This is a genomic window from Cellulophaga sp. RHA19, assembly GCF_002813425.1.
Lineage (GTDB): Bacteria > Bacteroidota > Bacteroidia > Flavobacteriales > Flavobacteriaceae > Cellulophaga.
Map to the genome: position 1 here is coordinate 1,367,006 of NZ_PHUL01000001.1, position 20,269 is coordinate 1,387,274.

At 30.2% G+C, this 20,269-nt stretch carries 24 protein-coding genes; 1 reads left to right on the forward strand and 23 read right to left on the reverse strand.

All coding sequences use genetic code 11. From position 1 onward, the window contains the following. Nucleotides 1–107 precede the first annotated feature (107 nt). The 9 genes from AX016_RS06010 to AX016_RS06050 all read right to left on the reverse strand — a co-directional run bounded on the left by AX016_RS06010 (nucleotide 108) and on the right by AX016_RS06050 (nucleotide 6,377). The gene (locus tag AX016_RS06010) at nucleotides 108–527 is read right to left on the reverse strand and encodes a hypothetical protein (protein ID WP_100894754.1); all 420 of its coding nucleotides are present in this window, start codon (nucleotides 525–527) and stop codon (nucleotides 108–110) included. A 187-nt stretch (nucleotides 528–714) separates the two neighbouring features. Continuing rightward, nucleotides 715–1,128: a hypothetical protein gene (locus AX016_RS06015; RefSeq protein WP_157811100.1), complete on the reverse strand. Its 414-nt coding sequence runs from the start codon at nucleotides 1,126–1,128 to the stop codon at nucleotides 715–717. Nucleotides 1,129–1,140: 12 nt separating this feature from the next. Beyond that, nucleotides 1,141–1,479 carry a hypothetical protein gene (locus AX016_RS06020; RefSeq protein ID WP_100894756.1) on the reverse strand — a complete coding sequence of 113 codons (339 nt, stop codon included), beginning with the start codon at nucleotides 1,477–1,479 and terminating at the stop codon, nucleotides 1,141–1,143. 241 nt (nucleotides 1,480–1,720) lie between these two features. Further along, nucleotides 1,721–2,488, reverse strand: a complete 768-nt coding sequence (locus AX016_RS06025; protein ID WP_100894757.1) for a tetratricopeptide repeat protein — start codon at nucleotides 2,486–2,488, stop codon at nucleotides 1,721–1,723. Continuing rightward, the gene (locus tag AX016_RS06030; RefSeq protein ID WP_100894758.1) at nucleotides 2,472–2,921 is read right to left on the reverse strand and encodes a hypothetical protein; all 450 of its coding nucleotides are present in this window, start codon (nucleotides 2,919–2,921) and stop codon (nucleotides 2,472–2,474) included. Before AX016_RS06030 ends, AX016_RS06025 begins: the two co-directional genes overlap by 17 nt. A 241-nt stretch (nucleotides 2,922–3,162) precedes the next feature. Then, nucleotides 3,163–3,618, reverse strand: a complete 456-nt coding sequence (locus AX016_RS06035; protein ID WP_100894759.1) for a hypothetical protein — start codon at nucleotides 3,616–3,618, stop codon at nucleotides 3,163–3,165. After that, a complete protein-coding gene (locus AX016_RS06040) occupies nucleotides 3,618–3,995 on the reverse strand; it encodes a hypothetical protein (RefSeq protein WP_100894760.1) in 378 nt (125 codons plus the stop codon). Before AX016_RS06040 ends, AX016_RS06035 begins: the two co-directional genes overlap by 1 nt. Before the next feature lie 223 nt (nucleotides 3,996–4,218). Continuing rightward, the gene (locus AX016_RS06045) at nucleotides 4,219–5,523 is read right to left on the reverse strand and encodes an ADP-ribosylglycohydrolase family protein (RefSeq protein WP_232732600.1); all 1,305 of its coding nucleotides are present in this window, start codon (nucleotides 5,521–5,523) and stop codon (nucleotides 4,219–4,221) included. A 344-nt stretch (nucleotides 5,524–5,867) separates the two neighbouring features. After that, entirely contained in the window at nucleotides 5,868–6,377 is a 510-nt protein-coding gene (locus AX016_RS06050; protein ID WP_100894761.1) for a hypothetical protein, read from the reverse strand. Between the two features lie 375 nt (nucleotides 6,378–6,752). Here AX016_RS06050 and AX016_RS06055 point away from each other — a divergent pair, with 375 nt between their 5' ends. Then, nucleotides 6,753–7,724, forward strand: a complete 972-nt coding sequence (locus AX016_RS06055) for an IS110 family transposase (RefSeq protein ID WP_100894240.1) — start codon at nucleotides 6,753–6,755, stop codon at nucleotides 7,722–7,724. A gap of 7 nt (nucleotides 7,725–7,731) precedes the next feature. Here AX016_RS06055 and AX016_RS06060 read toward each other — a convergent pair whose 3' ends face one another. From AX016_RS06060 to AX016_RS06125, 14 genes are all read right to left on the reverse strand, one after another. Then, a complete protein-coding gene (locus tag AX016_RS06060; protein ID WP_100894762.1) occupies nucleotides 7,732–8,769 on the reverse strand; it encodes a hypothetical protein in 1,038 nt (345 codons plus the stop codon). A gap of 345 nt (nucleotides 8,770–9,114) precedes the next feature. Next, the gene (locus AX016_RS06065) at nucleotides 9,115–10,767 is read right to left on the reverse strand and encodes a S41 family peptidase (protein WP_100894763.1); all 1,653 of its coding nucleotides are present in this window, start codon (nucleotides 10,765–10,767) and stop codon (nucleotides 9,115–9,117) included. Between the two features lie 253 nt (nucleotides 10,768–11,020). Next, nucleotides 11,021–11,632 (reverse strand): immunity protein Imm33 domain-containing protein, encoded by a 612-nt coding sequence (locus AX016_RS06070; RefSeq protein ID WP_100894764.1) that lies wholly within the window; start codon nucleotides 11,630–11,632, stop codon nucleotides 11,021–11,023. 209 nt (nucleotides 11,633–11,841) lie between these two features. Beyond that, nucleotides 11,842–12,261 carry a hypothetical protein gene (locus AX016_RS06075; protein WP_100894765.1) on the reverse strand — a complete coding sequence of 140 codons (420 nt, stop codon included), beginning with the start codon at nucleotides 12,259–12,261 and terminating at the stop codon, nucleotides 11,842–11,844. Between the two features lie 143 nt (nucleotides 12,262–12,404). Continuing rightward, nucleotides 12,405–13,043 (reverse strand): suppressor of fused domain protein, encoded by a 639-nt coding sequence (locus tag AX016_RS06080; protein WP_198519407.1) that lies wholly within the window; start codon nucleotides 13,041–13,043, stop codon nucleotides 12,405–12,407. 206 nt (nucleotides 13,044–13,249) lie between these two features. Further along, complete coding sequence (locus tag AX016_RS06085) at nucleotides 13,250–14,785, reverse strand: S41 family peptidase (protein ID WP_100894767.1); 1,536 nt, start codon at nucleotides 14,783–14,785, stop codon at nucleotides 13,250–13,252. Between the two features lie 128 nt (nucleotides 14,786–14,913). Beyond that, nucleotides 14,914–15,600, reverse strand: coding sequence for a hypothetical protein (locus AX016_RS06090; protein ID WP_100894768.1), 687 nt, complete (start codon nucleotides 15,598–15,600; stop codon nucleotides 14,914–14,916). Between the two features lie 349 nt (nucleotides 15,601–15,949). Next, nucleotides 15,950–16,345, reverse strand: coding sequence for an immunity 22 family protein (locus AX016_RS06095; RefSeq protein WP_100894769.1), 396 nt, complete (start codon nucleotides 16,343–16,345; stop codon nucleotides 15,950–15,952). Between the two features lie 208 nt (nucleotides 16,346–16,553). Then, nucleotides 16,554–17,222, reverse strand: coding sequence for a hypothetical protein (locus tag AX016_RS06100; RefSeq protein WP_100894770.1), 669 nt, complete (start codon nucleotides 17,220–17,222; stop codon nucleotides 16,554–16,556). Nucleotides 17,223–17,227: 5 nt separating this feature from the next. Further along, a complete protein-coding gene (locus AX016_RS06105) occupies nucleotides 17,228–17,743 on the reverse strand; it encodes an MltR family transcriptional regulator (RefSeq protein WP_100896812.1) in 516 nt (171 codons plus the stop codon). A gap of 248 nt (nucleotides 17,744–17,991) precedes the next feature. Further along, nucleotides 17,992–18,666, reverse strand: coding sequence for a DUF4253 domain-containing protein (locus AX016_RS06110; protein ID WP_100894771.1), 675 nt, complete (start codon nucleotides 18,664–18,666; stop codon nucleotides 17,992–17,994). Between the two features lie 165 nt (nucleotides 18,667–18,831). Continuing rightward, nucleotides 18,832–19,257 carry a hypothetical protein gene (locus AX016_RS06115; protein ID WP_100894772.1) on the reverse strand — a complete coding sequence of 142 codons (426 nt, stop codon included), beginning with the start codon at nucleotides 19,255–19,257 and terminating at the stop codon, nucleotides 18,832–18,834. Between the two features lie 209 nt (nucleotides 19,258–19,466). Then, nucleotides 19,467–19,838 (reverse strand): hypothetical protein, encoded by a 372-nt coding sequence (locus AX016_RS06120; protein ID WP_100894773.1) that lies wholly within the window; start codon nucleotides 19,836–19,838, stop codon nucleotides 19,467–19,469. Further along, nucleotides 19,839–20,117: a barstar family protein gene (locus AX016_RS06125; RefSeq protein WP_100894774.1), complete on the reverse strand. Its 279-nt coding sequence runs from the start codon at nucleotides 20,115–20,117 to the stop codon at nucleotides 19,839–19,841. Nucleotides 20,118–20,269 lie beyond the last annotated feature (152 nt).

Consider the following 20,269-nt stretch of genomic DNA (forward strand, 5'->3'; position numbering starts at 1 on the left):
ATTTGAAAGCACGAAAATTTCTGTTAAGCATAAAGTTTTGCATGAGCCAAAAGTCCTGATTTTACTTCTGTTTCGCCTATTTTTTATATACATTGTTGTGGTTTGTATTATTTAGTTGCCCCTTCGCAATTATTGAAAGGTCTATCATCTTCCATTAAATAAAAATTTATTGTAATCTCATCTTCTTCAGCTAAATTAATGAAATCAGTTTCTACACTTTTATATCCAATTGAGCCTGTTTTTACAAAAAAAGTTTTAGAAGAGTTGTCTAATATGATTGAATATTTTCCATTAAGTGAAGTCTTAGATTTAAGACACCCAATAATTACTTCGCTATGACTTAACGGCTTTCCGTTTGTTACATCAAAAACTTGCCCAACTATATTTATCTTAGAGGCATTCTGTTTCGTATTAGACAAATTAATATTATACCCTCCTTTATTATAAGTTGGTGTTAAGTTTTTATTAGTAGAACAGCTAATTATTATTAAAAAGCAGCCAAAAATTAATATTATTTTTATTTTCATAATCTAAATTTATTTAACATCCTGCATTTTTCCCTTTTTGGGTTTTGTTATTTATCTTTTCTCGTTTTAAATATACCAACTTTAAAAGTTTGGCGACTTTCCAAAAAAAAACCAAACCATAGTGTTAGCAATGACTTGCGCTATTTTTTATATATATTGTTAGCACGCGTTTTTTATCTCTGTTAAATTAATACCTTACCAATCCTTTAGGTTCATTACTACCTTTTTTGACAAACCAAAATTGACTTTTTTGAATTTGGCCTATTACATTAAGTTCAATAATTGTATCATTTTCATTGCAACTATCCACAAATTCAGATAGAATATTAATTCTTTTGGGAACATCATATTTTTGGATAATATTTAATGGATATTTTTTTTCGCTCTCTATTATAAATTTTTTATTATCATTTAGTAAAGATGAGTATACTTTGTTTTTTGCGTCATAAGTTAACTCTTGGGTTTTCATATATCGTTGCGATAAACTAAACGAAAAGGCAAAAAACAATAAAATAATTACTGAACCAATAATTTTAAATGTAATTCTTTTGAATAGAAAATAATTGGCTAACAATATTATAATGGTAAATATTCCAAACATATGATGTAGTTTTTATTTAACTAGAATTACCGTTTCCAGATTATTTTTATTCAATAACCAAAACTCATAATCATACCAAGCCTTTTCATATTTTATGTAGGTTACTTTTGTATTCGGATTGCAGTTTACGCTTTCATAAAAAAACTTGAAATTATCATTAAACTCTGAAGCCAATTTTTGAGATAAAATGTCAGGTTTACCAAATTCAGAAATAATATCTTTTTTATTATACCCAATATATTCATCGCCAAATTTGTCGGATTTTTTAATTTCTCGTCCAAATTTCCATCCACATATACTTGTAAGAGTAATCAATAATATAAATGCTAAAATCTTTAAAAATATTCTCATAGTTTTTTTCAAATGTGTGGCAAGGGTTCGGCTAAGCGTAGTGCGGGTAGTAAGGAAACTTTTCGTTTCCGTCTGCCGACGCAGCTAAAGCTTATTGTTTTGCTTTTTCTTTTTTTGTTCCAAAGCTAAACTTGAATATTTCGCTGACGCGTAATTTTCAATTTAGCGACAATATAAATATACACAGACCTTTTGATTAAGCCCTAAAGTCCGCATTACGTTTAGGCTTTGTTGTACACAGTTATTTTTCGAGAGTTTGTTTGAATTCCAGCACTTCAGAGATGTAAATTTCGTTCAAATATTCGTTGTAATAATCATCTCGTTTTGAGACTATATTTTTTTCCGCTTTCATAATATTTTCCTTTGCTTTTTCAATTTTCCCTAGTTTTTGGTATGCTCTAGCCATTCCAAAAAAAGATTCAGGTACGCTTTCGTATTGCTTTAATGCTCTTTGAAATTCAATAATTGATTTTTCATAATTCCCAAGTTCATATTCGCAAAGTCCGAGATAGACAAACGAGTGAATATCTGCCCAATCTTCATCTTGGTTTACTATACTTTGATTGAAAGCTTTAATTGCGTTCTGATAGTTTTTGTTACCGTAATGACACTCTCCTCGCAGAAAGTCAATATCTTCTCCCCAAGGCGCGTCGATAACGTTTGGTGTCAAGCTATCAAGTCGGTCAAAGTCCATCAATGCTTTGTCATAATCTCGTATTTTTCTTAATCTTATCCAGCCTCGGTAGCCCAAATGTTTAACTGGTTCAAGTTCTACTGCCTTGTCTAAATATTTAAAACCTTTGTTAAAATCTCCTGATTTATTTATACTAACGGAATAGTCAAAATAGTCTTCGCTAAGATTAGATTCAAAATTGATGACTTTTTCATTTTTCTGCTGAATGCTTTTATTTACCTTTTGGTAGGTGTAATATATGTAACCTAGGTATGCAAAAAAAGATAATAATATAACCCCAAAAATGATTGCTAGTATTTTAAAAAATTTCTTCAATTTTCCCTCCTTTTATTTTAAATCTAATGAGATAAAATGTTTTTGTTTCTGTATCATTTGTCCAACCTAAAAGTCCATTTGAGATACTCTTTAATTTTTTTATCAACTCTCCATTATTGAATTTTGTTGGTTGATACTCATTGTCAATTTCAAAAGATTCTTGATTACAGAAATTTCCATTTTTATCAAGGTGGAGCCTCAGGGTAATATGTCCATTTTTCGGGCTAATTTCTGTTTCGGTATTCATAATTTCTTGAAATGCCTTTCGAATGACTATGTTTTCTCCTTTTATTTTTGTGTTGTGGTGTTTCTCCTTTAAACCAATATCATACGTAAAGCTATAATAGGGTTTTGAATGTTCATCACAATCGGAATCCTTCTCGTTGCATGAGAATAGCAGAAGTATTAAAATGATTGTGAAATGTTTTTTCATAATTGTGTACAACTACATATAAACGCAACTCATTGCGTTTATTCCACCAATATGGTTGTGTAAACGCACATTTGGCTTTATAGTTTATTTTGGTCGTTAAATTTTCCTACAATGTAAAACTATTTTTTGTACTACAATTACGGAAATGTGTAATTGGTCAATTTTTTAGTATTGTTGGTGTTCTTTTTTGGAAGTAAAAGCAGTATTAATTATTGCCATTGTTGTGTGTTCTTTTTATTAACTAATATGTTTCTGGGTTTTTTATAAATTCAAGTCGTTTATTGTAAAAATCAAACAGAAAAGTTCCTTTGTTCTTATGAATTATCCTTGGTAACAATTTGTGTGGGCAAATCATTGTTCCGATTGGCGTTTTAATTGAAGGTAAATTGTAATAATAACTTGATTCGTCATCAATATCTAAGAACCAAGTACTTTCAGGTAGGTTCCTTAATAGTGTTTCAGCATAATAAGATATAGTCGCATCAATTTGCATTTTACATTTTTCATCAGACAACGAGTCTTTAGTGAAATTACTCAAAATATAATCCTCTATTATGATAAGCGAATCAGGCGAATAGTTCAATTTATTTGATAAATCAACTTTAATAGATTTAGACCATTCATCAACTCTGTCCTCAATGAATGTTGTCCACTCTATAAAATTCCCTTTTTTGGTTTCTTTCTCTTCTTCAGTCATTATAGTTTTCTGTTCTCTATTTTATTTCCATCTTCATCATATCCAGGCGGCCACACTCCGTATTTAGATTTAAATTGAGAAGGAGTTTCAGGTTCTCCCATATTCCCATAAAATTTTGACCTTTCCTTTTGATTTATTAACCTATTCCAAGTTTCGTTATCCATTGATTTTTTTCCAAAAGAAGCTAACTTTTCAGTTTTAGAATAATTTAGGTTTTCTATTTTTTTATTAATCCTTACCTTTTGTTCTGAGGTTAACTTTTTTGAGATTTTTTTCCACAAATCAGATATTGGATTTTTAATATTTAAAATAGCTAATTTTTCGACGTCGAGATTGGTCAAGTTTTTTGGAAATTCATCAGGATTAAATTCAATCATTGAATAAAAATTTTAAGCGTAATTTTTAATGAAACACAACGTTCAGTATAAGAAACGTAGGGCAGGTGATAAGCACATTCGTTTCGGTTTATTACTTAGCTAAATGTAAATATTTTGCTTTTATCTTTTCTACTATAAACGCCAAATTTTATATTTAGCGGACTTTATTAATATTCACAGACCTTACGGTTAAACACAAATGCCCTATGTTTTTTATACCTTGTTAGCACCTGGCTATTTTGTACTTGTCACTTAATTTATTAGTTAATTCCTCAATATCTTTTTTTCTTGCAATTTTTCCAATCCATTCTTTAGGTATTGAGTTAATGCCATAAAAAAGTCCAGCTAATCCACCAACTACAGCTCCAGTTGTATCTGTGTCTTCTCCTAGATTTATTGCTTTCAAAACAGCTTCTTTATATGATTTTGTTGTCAATAAACACCAAATTGAAGCCTCAAGTGTATGAATTACATAACCCGAAGATTGAATAGAATTTTCTTGCAATTCGGCTAAATTACCTCCCGTTATTCTATCAAATAATTCTATTTCTTTAGGATTTATATCCAGTTCTTCTGTTAGTTTTAGTAGAGAATGGTTTGCAACTTTGTAAGCGTCTGTTATTGGATATTTAATCTCAGAACTAAGAAAAGAGGCAATTTCAAGGTAATAAAAACAAGCTAAGCAAGACCTAATATGTCCGTGGGTAATACTTGAAACCTTTTTAATTAAATCATATTTTTCTTTTCTACCTTTAATTTCCTGCACTTCAAAAAGTAACGGTAGAATTCTCATTAATGAGCCATTCCCATTTGAATTTTCTTCCCAATTTCCCGCTAGTTCAGCTTTTTCTCCTTTTTTTAACCTAATTATGGCTTCTCTTGTTGAAATTCCAATATCGAATACTTTTCCGTGAGGTGTCCAATGATTTTCATAAAACCATCTAACAAAGCTATTCCCGATTTCTTGAAGGTTTAGTTCTTTTGTTAATTCATCTGCAAGGCAAAATGCCAAAGAACTATCATCAGACCAAGTCCCTTCTGGTTGATTGTAAGTTCCAAACCCAATCATATCGGTTAATGGATTTTGTTTTAGATAATCTCTGCTTTTGAATTCTACAGGAACGCCAAGTGCATCACCAATAACTAAACCCCAAAGTCCATTCTTTACAGGGTTATTTATTTCTCTGTTTGAGAGATATTCAATGTGATTTTTGAAATTGTAAATATTTCTTTCATCATCTGCTTCTTTGTACTTTTCAAGATTTTGTTCAACCCTAAATTCGTTTATTTCACAACCATTTTCATTAAGATTCAGTTTTGCTTTGAAAATTTCGTAACCTGTCCAAGAACGGTTAAAATAGATATTATCATTATTGAAATAAACAAACCATTTATCTTCCATTTGGTTTGGAACTAACCCTAATTTTAGTTTATTTAATTGCTCAAAATTTAAAAATATAGATACATCCAGTCTTTTTGGATTATCCATTGGAATAGTTTTCCATTTGTCTTTAGTTGCTATTTCCATTTTTTTTCTGCTTGCTGCCAACTACATATAAACGCAACTCATTGCGTTTATTCCGCCAATATGGTTGTGTAAACGCACATTTGGCTTTGTAGTTTATTTTGGTCGTTAAATTTTCCTACAATGTAAAACTATTTTTTGTGCTACAATTACAGAAATGTATAATTGGGTAATTTTTTAGTATTGTTGGTGTTCTTTTTTGGAAGTAAAAGCAGTACTAAGGTTTTCTTTTTGTTTTAATTTTCTCTTTTAAAGCCAAACCAGAAGATTGGCGGACTTCGTAAATAAGCACAAACCTTTCAATTCTGCACTTACTAGCTATGTTTTATACACGTTGTTAGGCAACGTTATTTCTTTCTAATAAATTCCCAATCAAATTCACTACATATTCCAATAATTGTTCTCTTATTATCTTCATTTTTATGATTCATCGGTAGCTCATCAAATAAAATAGGTGGTTTTCCAATGACCTCAATTATCAAATGAGAAGAATGTCCTTGCCATAAGTTTGCGTGAAAAATATCTCTATAATTATAAGCGTATTTTACAACTGTCTTTTGTTTCCAAAATCTCTCTTTATTATTTATATCAAAAATAATTTCATAAGATTTTGGTAAATTCATATCAGCATATGATTTATACATTCCAACTGAATATAAATTAGGATTCTTATTTTCTCTAATGAAAGATTCAAACTCTTGTTTAATCAATTCAAATTCTTCATCAGTTTCTGGATAACGATTCCTATTTAACTCATCTACAGATTTCGGAAATTCGAATGAATATAAAGAATCGATTATCAAAAACCGTTCCTCAGATTGGACTAGTTCCTCATTTACGTTTATTATTAAACTCACTATTTAAATTCGTTTGTTATTCGGTTTTTTGTTATGTTGCCTAACGGTTTTGTATAAGATTAGTTGCGTGGTTTAGCAACGAATTTAGCCAATACAAACCGAATAGAAAATCCGATAGGATTTTTGTAAGTAGGCTAGAACTAGCAATTAATTATACACGGCTTAAGTTTGTAATTCATTAAATTAGAGTATTAATCAGAAAAGACAAAAGAGAGGAATAAGGTTATTATATACGGAGAGACTACAGATCTCGTCAACATTGAAAATCCCCTCTCTTTTCTACACAGATTTCGTACAGTTCTATGAGGCAATTAGACCTCGATTTTAAGTCGTTGAAACTCGCGTAGGTTGTCCTTTCAAAAAAAACATTTTCTTATGAATAAAGATATTAAATATTTTGGAATAGACATTAGTCATTTGGTTTTTGATGTCACAGATTCAGATGGTAAATACTATCAGTTTAAAAACACTATTTCAGGCTTTAAAAAGTTCGAAAAATTATTAGATCTCTCGAGCCATTGTGTAATGGAAGCTACAGGATATTATCACTATCAATTAGCTTATTATTTGCTTGAATCTGGTATTAAAGTATCTGTAGAAAATCCATTAGCGGTAAAGCGATTTATACAAATGAAGCTGTCTAAAATAAAGACAGATAAGAGTGATTCTAAACTTATTTGTGAGTATGCCAGTCAGGTAGATTTAAAGTTGTGGAAAGGTAGTTCTAAACATCAAATAGAATGCTTACAAATGACCAGACTCCTTTCTGTGTATACAAAACAAAGCACAATGTTAAAAAACAAGCTACACGGCGAAGCAGTTTTAGGAAACCCAAGTAAAACGGTTTTAGGTTCTTTAAATCGAAGTTTAAAACAGTTAGAAAAAGAAATAAACAACTTAGAAGTTAAATTGTTGTTATTGGTAAAAGAGGCGCACCAAGATGTTTTAACACGATTAAAAACTATACCAGGAATAGGAGCTAAAACAGCCTTAATGTTAGTAGTTTTAACAGACGGTTTTGAGCGTTTTAATAGTGGTGGTGAATTATGCAGTTATGCTGGGTTAACACCCTTGATAAGAAAGAGTGGAACAAGCGTAAATGGACGAAGTAGAATTAGTAAGATAGGAAATCAAAAACTGCGTAATCTCTTATTTATGTGCAGTTTTAATGCCTGTAAATACAATAAAGCTTGTCGTGATATTTATGAGCGTATCGTTGCCAAAGGAAAGAGTAAAAAGTTAGCGCTAATAGCTGTATGTAATAAACTATTAAAGCAAGCTTTTGCTATTGCAAAATCAGGATTAATATATGATGATTCTTATAGAAGTACTTTAGCTAAAAATTAGTGAATTTTTACTTGGTTTTTACCACAGTACTTTGTTGTAAGGCGTTATTTATTCGATTCTTAAATTCAACTTTATTATCCACGTACAAAGCTAAATTTTTATAACTCTTTTTTATACCATAAAGTCCTATTAATTCATTTTCTTCTTTTAAATGAATAATTATATTATGGCTTTCTAACTCTCCTAAAAATGAAAATTTTAGAGTTTCTTTATTTGTTTCAATGTCTTTTGATGAAACTTCTATATTATCAATATTTCTAATGTCAATAGTTGTTTCGTTCATAATCCCATATCGAAGAAATAATTTGTCTTTCTCAATTGTTATTGGTCTTTTAAGCATTGATTTTAAAAATCCAAAAAGTTGAACTCCAGAATAAATACTCACAAAAGTCAAAATCCAAGCTACAAGACTGCTCCATTCTGTTAATAGTATATGTAACACGATTGTTTCAATTGCGATGATAAATATAATTACAACTAGCAATGCTATTGTTCCACTATCTTTATGGTATGAAAATTCGTTTTCTTTTAACTTCCTTTTTTTCCAATAAATGAATCCGTAATACAAAACAGCAATTTCTGTTACTACAGGAATTACAACATTTTTGGGCAGTATCTCATAGCAAGTCTGTTTTAAGGTGGTAAAAAAATCAAAGGAAAATTCTTTTTTTTGCTTATAAGATTTTATTCCTTTTCTAACATTATAAATTACATACGATAAAACTGATATTTCAATAACTGGAAGAATCCAAGTTTTAAAAAGTCTTAAATACTGTTGGTTTTCTGATGGAAGTATTATTGAACAAATTACTATTCCCAAAATTAAAAATGGTAAGACTGTTGTTTTTGGAATTTTGGTTTTTCTTATCAGTAAGAAGTATATAAAGGGAACTGTCAGTAAGAGGTCAAATGTAATTCCAAATGATAAGCTTTCAGGATTAATTGTAAACAATGAAGATTTGGTAATAAAAACCATTAAAGATATGATCAATAAAGGAATTCCAAATATTATTAAGTTTTTCTGAATGTTTATTGTTTTGTTCATAGTTTTTAATGACTTACAACTACATATAAACGCAACTCATTGCGTTTATTCCGCCAAAATGGTTGTGTAAACGCATATTTGGCTTTCTAGTTTTTTTAATTGTTAAATTTTCCTACAATGTAAAACTATTTTTTGTACTACAATTACAGAAATGTGTAATTGGTCAATTTTTTAGTATTGTTGGTGTTCTTTTTTGGAAGTAAAAGCGGTACTAAGGTTTTCTTTTTGTTTTGCCTTATTTTTAAAGCCAAGCCAAAAGATTTAGCGACAATATAAATATACACAGACCTTTTGATTAAGCCCTAAAGTCCGCATTACGTTTAGGTATTGTTGGCAACAATATTTTTATTCATTAATAAACTTTATAGCTCTTTCTAGTATTTGGTCTTTTCCGGCAATAACTCCTTCAATTGTTGGCTTTACTTTAATGTCTATTTTTACTCCTTTTCGTTGCGTTTCTGTCCCATCAGGGTAAAATATACCTACTCCAGATATTTGTGTTTTGTATCCACCCACCATGTTAAATATGACCACATTTCCATCTGCTCCAGAAGTTTGACTACCAATGGTAGTAACATTATCTCCAGTTTGTAGGCACATTGCAGTAAACTCAAGTTGACTTTGACAGCTTTCATCAACTAGCAAAATCACTTTTCCTGTATATTTTAATCTGTCGTTACCACTTTTAAAAGTCTCAGACCAAATATACCTACCTGGATAATCTAAATCAGTTACTATTGCTTTATAAAAGTCTTTTTTTTGCGAAGTAATATAGTTAGCAAAATAGTATGGTGTGGAGGTTTTATATTTTCTAATATCAAAAATAATAGCTTTTGTGTTTTTTAAAGCTTCCATTATTTTAGGGACTTCTTTAACTTCTTTGACCTTGCCAATGTTGATATAGCCTATATTATTTTCTAAAATTTTATATTTATCAGATTTAGATTCGGCTTTATACTTGAAGTCCTTAAACAGGTATCTTTTTATAGATTTTATCGAGGTTTTTCCATTTCTGATAAACTCAATTTTTACTGAGTCAGTTGCCCCATTTAGAGTGTAATAACTAGCATTGAATTTTTTTCTTGAAATATTTGAAGCGTTAATATATTTTTCTTGCTCCTCTAATATTGTTTCAATTTTTTTATCATTTGATTTTGTAATAATATCTCCTAATTGTAAATCATTTAATTTTGCCAGCGAATCGTTATAGAATCCTGTAATTACTGCTTTTTTGTTTATTACCTTGAAATTTACGGGCAGATAGTAGCGACCAAAAAAAGAATATGTTTTTTCGTTAAAATATGTTGCATGACTATCATCGCAACTAACTATTAATTCCAGTATTGCAAGATGTAAATCTAATTCTGTTTGGGGGTTTAAAAATTTTGGCATCATTTTAGCCAAAACAACATCCCAATTCGTATCTGTTTGATATTTTGCAGGAAAGAAATACTCAATTTGGTTCCAGTAACGGAATAATGTCAAAAGTCTTAAATTTTCATTTTGCCAATCAAAGTTTTCATATTCAACCTCATTAGTGAAATCTGGAATTTTAAGTTTATTACTATAATAATTAACATAATGCTTTTTTCCTTGATGCCTGTTTAACTCTATATATTTGAGTTTCTCAGAGAGTTTGGTTGTAAATATTTGCTTGTTATTTATCCAATTTAAGTCGAAGTTTTTATCAAAATATTGAATATCTTTTTCAATATCACATTTTTTGCAGGGTTTAATTTCTCCTAAACTTTTAATCCAGTCAATATAAACCTGTGATAGCTGTATGTTATTTGTTGCTGTTTCAACCTTTGGCAAAACCTTGAATAGTTCTTTATCCCAGTTATATTTTCCGTTGGCTACTTCGGGGTGATAGTATTTTAAAAACCCCCATATTTTAGCTGTAGTTGCTAGCTTTTCAATTTTGCTAAGTTCATTTTGAGCATATATTGAGTTTGTGAAAATCAATAAAAGTATTGGAAAGCATAATATTTTTTTCATATGATTTTTTAGTTGGAGTTGCTATCAAAAGAATATAATATTTAACGATAAGAGTGTTAAATTTTCTCCAATTGGGAAAGTTTTAAATAAATGAACTTGGTTAATCAATATTGTTGGCAACGGTCTCGGCTATGATTTCGTTGTGGAATCATCCGCAGGATTATTCCGCCGAAATCCAGATGTTTGATTAATACTTTTATTTTGGTGTGGCACAAAACCACAATGAATTATAGCCATTGTTGTACACCGTTTTTTATTCAACATTTTTTGATTTTTCGTCATACCAAACATCTTCGTATCCGTTTTTGTCAATTAAAAATCGATATCCAATATCGAGTCCGAAATATTTAATTAATTCAGGTCGGATTTGAAGTAAATGTTCAGCGCACATTGGTTGAAAAAAGTCATCGGATTCTGAATATTCTCCTGTCCAAATGTACCAACCTGTTGTACCTTTTTCCTTTGGATGTCTCAATCCGTGAATTGGGTCAGTATTCAAGTCAGAACCAATTCCGATTTTCAGTTTTTTATTAATTGGATTCCAATTAGATTCATATTTTTCGCAAATCTTTTTTTGTCGGTCTATATGTGCATTCCACAAATTATAATCCGCTAATAAATTCTCGTCAGTCTCCAATTGATGTTTCCAAAGTCGTATGTTTTGTTTGGTAATCGGAAAGTTGATTTCTGGACTGTCCCATTGATAAATAATATCAGATATTACATCATCACCCCAATCAATATGCTCTTCGTTTATTAAATTCCACGCATAAGTTTCAAAATCCTTTTCTTGAATTTCTCCATTCAGATATTGGTCGCATTTTGCGATTAAGTCCGAACGTGATATTTTGATTTCTTGATTCAATTCTGCGTTTTCTTAAATGGTGTACAACGGTCTCGGCTATGTCAAGTAGAGCAGGCAAGGAAACTTTTCGTTTCCGTCTGGTCTGCGAGTCAGAGCTTTTTTTTTGCCTTATTTTTAAAGCCAAACCAAAAGATTTTGTGGACTTTATTATTTAAACAAGCTTTTGATTTTATACCAAAAACTCATATTAATTATAGCTATTGTAGAACCTAGTTTTTTATTTTTATTAATTCAATTTCTGTTTTTAGAATTTTTTGGTTCAATTCTAATTTTACAGGTTCAAATAAGGTCTGCTTTTCATTCATTTTGTTAAACTTTTCTATGTAATCTTCAGATTTCGTTTCCAAAAATGTTGAAAAAGGATTTATTCCAATTTTAAAATTTAAATTCACAATTGAGTCATATTTGTCTATAGTACTGAAATAGGCAAATTGTTGCTGAAAACTTTGTGGTCCATAATATCCAAGAGTGTCATTATTTCTATTTGTAATGTAGCAGTTAAGTTCGTAAGGTCTTTTTTGTAGAAAGTTCCATTCAGGCGCTATAAACTCTGCACATAAAGAGTCTTTCCAAGATATTGAATATCCGCCATTAAAATCTTCTGGAACTATTTCTATTTCCAATTTCATTTGGTTAATATTCAATTTTTTGGGTTTGTCAGCACAACCAATTAAAACTCCAAAAATCAGTATGTATATTATTCTTTTCAAGGATTTTCTAAAATTAGGTAAAAACAGTATTAAGTTATATGCGGTGTTGTTAGAAGTATTTTTTATTCGCAAACATTTTTTCTTCCAACTTTTACAATTTCTTCAATTCCGAATTTGTCAAATTTCTCAAGTAAATCACTTGCGCTATTTTGTTTTTTAAATTCAAGTTCTTCTTTGTAAAGTGGAATTAAAGTATAAATGTCAATTACTTTATTAGTATCAAGTTCAATTTCGGTAAAATCAGCCGATAATTCCATTGAGTTGGCTAACATTACTGAATTAAATCCAATTCCTTCAGCAAGTTCATCATCATCTTCGTGTCCAAAAGTGTGTCCAAAACCTAACCAAGTTTTATTCGGATGTGGTAACATCATCAATTCCTTCATTATTCTAATTGGCCAATAATTTCGTTCGTCACTAAAAGACTCATATTCTAAGTTCCATTCCTTTGGCAACAATATCATAACTTCTGCAAATTCAGATGAGTCAATATCTTCAGGTACTTTCATTGGTAAAGCACTCATTCCACAGCTCAACAAAATGTGATAAGGTCTATCTTCTGTAGCTTTTATTAAGAAAATGTCTCTGTGAATTATTTCAGATTCTATTTCGTCAAATACAACAATGTCTGCATCTTCATCAAAGAATTGGTCTAAATGGCTGTCAACAATTTCAACACTATTAGGTACTTTATCACTCATATTTTTTTCGATATTTTGGGAATACGCAATTGTTGAAACAAAAATCAGAAAGATAGTTTTATAGTTCATTATTTTCATTTGATTTTCTCATATTACTTGGCAACGTTGTTGTATATGGTTTGTTGCGTGGATTAACACGTAATTTAGCAAATAAAAACTGAATAGAAAATCTGCGAGGATTTTCTTAAGTGGGCGAGAACAAGCAATTACTTATAGCCATTGTTGTGCGTAGTTTTTTCTTCTTGCGTTAATATCAATTCTTTTAATTTTTCAAGTTGCGTATCCGATAGCCAAAGAACCTGATTGAGGTCTCTTTCAATTTTTATGTCGGGTTCTGTTCCGTAACCGTCCAAAATTTCCCCATTCTTTTGAAAAGAAACCATTGTACTTATTTTTCCAAATAGTTTTGAGTTTGGCAAGTCAACCCATTCGCTGTTTCCACTTGAGCCGTCTGTTGTTACTCCTGCAATCTTGATGTTAGGTAAGTCCTTGAAAGCAGAAACGAAAACAGATGCTGCACTAAATGTTTTTTCATTGGCTAAAATATAGACAGGTTTGTTATAGTGAAAAGTTGTTTTACCTAACTTCTTTCCATTCAACAATCCAAAATAATATTCGCTGTATTTGTTTTCATCCAATTCATAGATTGGCTTAAAATTTTTTAAAAATTCTGTTGCCTTTTTTTGTTCTTCATCGTCTAATTCGTATAAGGTATATAAAAAACGATTGTTTAAACTTTTTTTATAATCTTCTGGTAATGGAAGCGGACCTCTTTGTTTAGTAGCATTTACAACATATATAGAATCTGGATGTATTAAGTATTTTGAGAATTCATACAATAAATCACGGGTTCCGCCACTGTTGGCTCTTACATCAATAATCAAGGCTTCGCTATCATTTTGGATTGATTGCATAAATGAATTGACTTTATCAAAAAGAAGAGGTGCTTCATCTTTATTAACCATTTCGGGAATTTTGATATATGCGATTTTTTCTTTTATCTTAAAGAGCTTTTCGATTATTACAGGTTTATTATAATCTTCATCTTTTACTCTAAAAAAATCTACCTCAAATCTTTCATCCCAAGGTCTTTGCCTTTGTGACTTATTAATTGGTTTAACAGTCAAAATAGTGTCATTGTTGAAAGTAGAATCTGAAAGTGTCAATTCTATTTCTTTAGAAAGTGTTTTATTGAGAAGTATATAATTTTTTTCAATGTCTCGAATATCTCTTACAGCATATGTAAAATAGGTTTCTTGCGGTGCTTTTATGTCTTCTGGTCGTGTTTTTTGTAGGAAATTATTAATATCAATTCCGTCAATTTTTTTGAGATAAGGAAATTTAGGATTGAGTATTTCTAACTCTTTATTTTGATTTTTATTTAAAACAACAACTCTATCATTTAAAGGAGCGTAAATAAATGGTAAAAACAGCGACTCCTTTAAATCATAACCTCTTATTCCACTTAAGGAAGAATGTCTGTCTCCAATTTTTGCTAAAGTATTGGTAATAAACATTCCAAAGTTCTCAAGTCGGGTGGAATCGCTTAAAGTTTTTAAATAGTTTTCAAAATCGGTATTGAAATCATACTCATTTAGGTAAACATAGGAAGACTTTTCATTTAAAGTCTTTGTCAGAAATTCAATGTCTTCAGTTATCTGTTTTTTACTGAGTAAATTCTGCGCTTGTGAAATGGCGACATTGAGAGTTAATATAATTGTAAAAAGGATTTTTAATTTCATTTATTATGTTTTCTCAAATTACGCACAACGTTTAGTATATGAAAAGTAGGCGTTTTCGAAACACCAAATTTTCGGTTAAGCACAATGTTTGATACGAGGCGAAACCCATGAATTTAGCACTATACTGCCTATTTTTTATATACATTGTTGGCACCTGTTTTTTTCTTTAATTTCTTATATGTCCAATTGAGAATTCTATCGGTCTCACTGTCTTTTTCAAGTTGCTTTTCATCACATTTTATGACTGCTTCTTCAATTTGGTGATATTTCCCATATTTTATTTCAAAGCAATTTCTGATTCGAATAACTGTCGAGGTAAAGTCATCTAAGGCAGTTTTATGACCGAAATAGTCATTGCCGAACACTCTATATTTTTTAGAGTCTATAAAATCTTGTTCTAAGATCTCGTTGGACTGTCCATTTGGGTTTGGAGGTGGTGGCGGGTCAAGTGAGAAGCTATTGATATAAACTGATTCATTTTGGATTGGTAGTTCTCCTTCATTTCCACCACTCATTGAATTTAGTTTACCGTTGTAGTTTTTTAAAAACAGAAATAATCGTTGTCCTACTTTATAATCAGTCCAACGGTGAGCACAAGGCCAATTCTCAAATCGCTGAATTACTAATTCAGTTTCGTCTCCCGTGAGATTTCTTTCCACTTTCAATGTAAAGGTCAAAGAGTCCAATTCAATTATTTCACCGTAAACAATTTTCTCTGCACCCAAAATCATTTCATAAAGGTCAAGCGGTCGGTATTCGGCTCTAAGTCCAATTACCGAAAAAAGTAATATGATTGTCGTTAGTATTGTCTTCATTTTAAATAGGTGCCAACTACATATAAACGCAACTCATTGCGTTTATTCCGCCAAAATGGTTGTGTAAACGCATATTTGGCTTTCTAGTTTTTTTAATTGTTAAATTTTCCTACAATGTAAAACTATTTTTTGTGCTACAATTACGGAAATGTGTAAATGGTCAATTTTTTAGTATTGTTGGTGTTCGTTTGTTTTAATTTAGAAGTAAAAGTAGCGCTAAGGCTTACTTTTTTTTTGCCTTATTTTTAAAGCCAAATCAAAAGATTTGGCGGACTCTATAAAAAAAACACTAAACTTTGGATTAAGCACCAAAACCCGTATTAATTATAGCCATTGTTGTATAGCGTTTTTATATTTCATATTCTATTGTTCCTAGGTACTCAAGAGTAAATCCATTTCCGTTAACCGAATTTGGTTTTTCAATTTGATTTTCATTAATAAATATCAAAGTATTATTTTCGAGTTGGGTTAATTTCGAACATCTTTTTTCGAGTTCTTTTCCCCAGTTATAAGCGTAAGAATATTTGTCAAATTGTATTTTTATGTCCTTGTTTGGTTTTTCAAATCCAGACTCCATAAAGTCGTGGTCAATCCATATTTCTCCTTGAGATTTAGCAAATTTAGAAACAGGGACATCATCATAATCATCCAATTCATATCGACTATCATCTTCTCCAACAAAATCAAAGTATAAATCTTCAGAATCAAATTTACCTATCCAAAAATGGCTTTTTTCTGTTCTCATTATCAGTTTTTTAATGCTATACAACGTTGAGTGTATGGTTAGTGCGGAAATAGAAAGTCAATAGACTTTCAGTTTAGCACTTAGTCAAAGCTTTTTATTTTGTTTTATCTTTTTTTGTTCTAAAGCCAAATCAAAAGATTTGGCGGACTTAGTAAAAGTACACAAAATATTGGCTTAAACACTAAGCCCGCATTAATTATACACATTGTTATGCCTTGTTTTTTACGTCTTTGACTTTTTTTGAAATGATTGTTAATCTTATTCCAAAAGCTATTATTAATAATAAAAGACCAAAGCTATATTTAAAACCTTTCCAGAAATTATCATTGGTTTCAGTTATTAATACGTCTCGCCTTTCAATATTTTTGTTGATTTCAATTAAGCTTCTTTCTATTTCTTTAAAAGCGAACTCTTTCTCTTTTTCAGAAACCAGTAATTCCGGTGTGTTTTCAATTTTGGTGTATCCTTTTTCGGTTGATTCTTTTACCACCAATCCAACTTTTTTAACCCAACAACAAATAGAATCTGAATGAGATTGCTTTCTATCAAATTCTTCTTGTGAAAATAAGCCTGTGTTGTTATATTGAAAGCAATGCATTTGGTTGTTTGTGAAGTTTAGTAACGATTTAGAATCGTTTTTAATCCAGATTTCAACTTTTTCTAATTCACTTTTATTAAATTGTTTTCTATTCTCATCTACTAAAGTTAGGACTCCTAATAGACCAATACCTATCCAAATATATTCTAACCTAGTCCAAGTAACAGCTGTAAGATTTGAAATTTTCACTAGAAGAAATCGAAAAATAATCCAAACTATTAATACACCAAGAAAAGTCCAAAGCGGAATAGTTATTAAATTTCTAAGGAATTCAAACATTGTATTTATCTTGTTTTATTTGTCCACTTTCTTTGGACAAGTTGTTCTTTTTTAACTAATCTTTTCCTCCAAAGAAGGTCAGTCAATAATATCGCAATTGTAAAATTAAATTTACTTCTGTTTGTTCTCTTTATTGAGTCATCAATTGGACCTAACCAATCAAGTTTATTACACTCTTTCTCGATTTTGGTTGACTCAAAATTCACACCTTTCCAACTATGACCAAATTCATTCCTTATTTTTCTTATAATGTTTATTTCCTCGTATTCTTTTTTCTCAATTAGACCAAGAGAATAGGCAACTTTAGTTTTTGCAGAGAATGTCCCTAATGGTGCTCCAAATCCTAATAGCAATTCTTTTGATACCTTATCTTTAATTAAATATGATTCTATAATTTCCAAAAGCCATTCATCCAATATGGAACCAGCTAATAATACTGCTCCTCTGTCACTTTCCTTGTTGAATGAATTTAAAAATTCTCCTAATTCCTTCATTTCAGGTTCGGGTTCTATTCTATCCATAGTTTTTTTTAAATAAGGCATAACTACATATAAACGCAACTCATTGTGTTTATTCCGCCAATATTGTTGTGTAAACGCACATTTAGCTTGCTAGTTGGTTTTTTTGTTGTTAAATTTTCCTATAATTTAAAACTATTTTTTATACTACAATTACAAAAATGTATAATTGGGTAATTTTTAGTATAGTTGGTGTTCTTTTTTGGAAGTAAAAGCAGTATTAATTATTGCCATTGTTGTGTGTCCGTTTTTTAGTCCCACCATAAGAATAGTCGCTTTTCTTCTTTAATGATTCTTTCAAGCTCACTTATTTGGCCAACTCCTTGGTCTACTGAATCTGGGCAAAAGTCGTATACTTCTGCTGCGAAGGCCGCAATATCAATAATGTCTGTATTAAATGTTAAGTCAACCCAGTCATAATCAGCTCCTAATATTTCAATTCCATATTTCTTGTCCCAAACTTTGAGCTTTTCTATAACATCTTTGTTCTCAATACCGAAATTAATTCCATCGGTTTTTTGAGTTTTAAGAATATCAAATTTGTCCATTGATTTAATAACAGAAACGGTTGAAGGACTTTCGTATCCGCTTTCTGATAAAAACAATTGATAACCTTTACTTTTCAATTCCACTCTATTTTCTAGAATAATTTCATACGCCCTATTTTCGGATGTTTTAAATGAAATCCCGTTTAACTTTTCGATTTCAGTTTTACTTTGCGTTCCATTTTTGTCAATAATATATCCAGGTTCGGATATTTCTAATTGAAAAAATTCTTCAGCAGCTGCTTTTTTTAAGTCAGACAAAATCTCTTTGTCAAAGCCTACATTTTCAAATAATAATATTTCAGATTTTGAGAAATTTACTGAAGTCTGTCCGCAACTAAGGAAAGCAAATAATAATAGTCCGTAAATCAGTTGTTTCATAATTTTATCAATGATGTTTTTAAATGGCACACAACGGTCTCGTATAAACGTCAGTTACAGGTAAATTAGCCATAAATTTAGATTAAGCACAGACGTTAGCAATTCCGAGTGGATTCGGCCAAAATCGAATTCGCCGTAATTGCGTTTAAAAATTGTAGGTACTAGTTATTTTTCAATAACATATTTTTCAATCAGTTTGTCTCGTTCTTTTCTTCTTTTCTTTGTTGATTTAAAAAAAGGAATTGAAATGCCTCCGCTAACAATTCCGGTTCCTACAAACATTCCTCCTATAAATCCTTGAATAGCTTTTCCTTCATCATTTCCAGATTTATTAGATAATATCAGAACTCCAAAGCTTGTAGTTAATGCACCTAATGAGGTAAAAATTATTCCAGCAGTTTTATTTTTCCTTCTTTTTCTTTCTTTCTTCAAAATTGTGTTAAGATCAAAATTATAACTTTCATTCATTTGATTGTCTAAATCCAATTCGATTCCAAACGAATTTAATCTTTTAATTTCGAAATGCTTAAAATCTTGTGAAAAGCAGTTTGAAAATACAAATATTACCAATAAAGTTACTAGTGTCTTCATATATTTGCTAACGTGTTTATATAAGGTTAGTACAGAAAATAAAAGTAGTTTATTTCTGGTTAATTATTTAGCGTAACTTTTTATCTTAAGGTTATCTTTTCTCTTTTAAAGCCAAATAAAAAGATTTGGCGGACTCTATAAAAAAAACACTAAACTTTGGATTAAGCACCAAAACCCGTATTAATTATAGCCATTGTTGTGCTTAGTTTTTATTTCGTTTCGTACCAGTTTTTATATTCCAAATGCTTATCAAATTCTTCCTCATTCATTTTAAACAGAATCTTTGAAAAATTCCGACTTTCCGTAATATTTCTCTCTTCAAAGAAATCAGTTATCAGAAAGAGGATATAAGGATTCTCAATATCATCCATTTTTAGAGTTGAATATCTTTTTCGGGATTTAGGATACTGTTTCCAAAACCGCTTGTAATCACTATAAATTCTGTCCGTAACTTTTGAAATTATTTCATTCAGCAATTTCATTGGGATTTGATTGTCAGCAATTCCAATATAATACTCTTTAATTTTCGAGTAAAATTCCCTTTTGGGTTCAATTCTATTTTTAGTTTTCCAGAATAGCATTTATGTCAATTGTAATTCAACATTTTCGTATTCTTTAATTATCTCTATTATTCGGTCAAAGTATTTCAATTCCGATTTGCTTTTTTCACTTCGATGCCATTTTAAAATATATTTTTCGTCCACGTCATGAACTCCAAAACCACCATACAAAACGTCACTAAAAGCGTCTAGATTTCGTCCAATTTTCCAATTTAGACCAGAAGTCATTTTCTTTTCTACTTCTCGATAAAAACCCTTTTGATTTGAGAATTTATTCCCATTTATCTCAATAATTCTCATTTCGGTAAATTAAGCACAACGGTCTTGTGTATGAAACGTAGCGTGTAAAATGACGCTAATTTTTGGGACTAACACAGAGCCGAATTTTTATGTTTTGTTTTTAATTTTTCTATTCTAAAAGCCAAATTTAAAAATTTGGAGGTCTTTGCAAA

Bases quoted from the DNA above. Each gene is read 5' to 3' on its own strand.
- AX016_RS06010 (WP_100894754.1), bottom strand. From the start codon at position 527: ATGAAAATAAAAATAATATTAATTTTTGGCTGCTTTTTAATAATAATT.
- AX016_RS06015 (WP_157811100.1), bottom strand. From the start codon at position 1,128: ATGTTTGGAATATTTACCATTATAATATTGTTAGCCAATTATTTTCTA.
- AX016_RS06020 (WP_100894756.1), bottom strand. From the start codon at position 1,479: ATGAGAATATTTTTAAAGATTTTAGCATTTATATTATTGATTACTCTT.
- AX016_RS06030 (WP_100894758.1), bottom strand. From the start codon at position 2,921: ATGAAAAAACATTTCACAATCATTTTAATACTTCTGCTATTCTCATGC.
- AX016_RS06035 (WP_100894759.1), bottom strand. From the start codon at position 3,618: ATGACTGAAGAAGAGAAAGAAACCAAAAAAGGGAATTTTATAGAGTGG.
- AX016_RS06040 (WP_100894760.1), bottom strand. From the start codon at position 3,995: ATGATTGAATTTAATCCTGATGAATTTCCAAAAAACTTGACCAATCTC.
- AX016_RS06045 (WP_232732600.1), bottom strand. From the start codon at position 5,523: ATGGAAATAGCAACTAAAGACAAATGGAAAACTATTCCAATGGATAAT.
- AX016_RS06055 (WP_100894240.1), top strand. From the start codon at position 6,753: ATGAATAAAGATATTAAATATTTTGGAATAGACATTAGTCATTTGGTT.
- AX016_RS06060 (WP_100894762.1), bottom strand. From the start codon at position 8,769: ATGAACAAAACAATAAACATTCAGAAAAACTTAATAATATTTGGAATT.
- AX016_RS06065 (WP_100894763.1), bottom strand. From the start codon at position 10,767: ATGAAAAAAATATTATGCTTTCCAATACTTTTATTGATTTTCACAAAC.
- AX016_RS06075 (WP_100894765.1), bottom strand. From the start codon at position 12,261: ATGAAATTGGAAATAGAAATAGTTCCAGAAGATTTTAATGGCGGATAT.
- AX016_RS06080 (WP_198519407.1), bottom strand. From the start codon at position 13,043: ATGAGTGATAAAGTACCTAATAGTGTTGAAATTGTTGACAGCCATTTA.
- AX016_RS06085 (WP_100894767.1), bottom strand. From the start codon at position 14,785: ATGAAATTAAAAATCCTTTTTACAATTATATTAACTCTCAATGTCGCC.
- AX016_RS06090 (WP_100894768.1), bottom strand. From the start codon at position 15,600: ATGAAGACAATACTAACGACAATCATATTACTTTTTTCGGTAATTGGA.
- AX016_RS06095 (WP_100894769.1), bottom strand. From the start codon at position 16,345: ATGAGAACAGAAAAAAGCCATTTTTGGATAGGTAAATTTGATTCTGAA.
- AX016_RS06100 (WP_100894770.1), bottom strand. From the start codon at position 17,222: ATGTTTGAATTCCTTAGAAATTTAATAACTATTCCGCTTTGGACTTTT.
- AX016_RS06105 (WP_100896812.1), bottom strand. From the start codon at position 17,743: ATGGATAGAATAGAACCCGAACCTGAAATGAAGGAATTAGGAGAATTT.
- AX016_RS06110 (WP_100894771.1), bottom strand. From the start codon at position 18,666: ATGAAACAACTGATTTACGGACTATTATTATTTGCTTTCCTTAGTTGC.
- AX016_RS06115 (WP_100894772.1), bottom strand. From the start codon at position 19,257: ATGAAGACACTAGTAACTTTATTGGTAATATTTGTATTTTCAAACTGC.
- AX016_RS06120 (WP_100894773.1), bottom strand. From the start codon at position 19,838: ATGCTATTCTGGAAAACTAAAAATAGAATTGAACCCAAAAGGGAATTT.
- AX016_RS06125 (WP_100894774.1), bottom strand. From the start codon at position 20,117: ATGAGAATTATTGAGATAAATGGGAATAAATTCTCAAATCAAAAGGGT.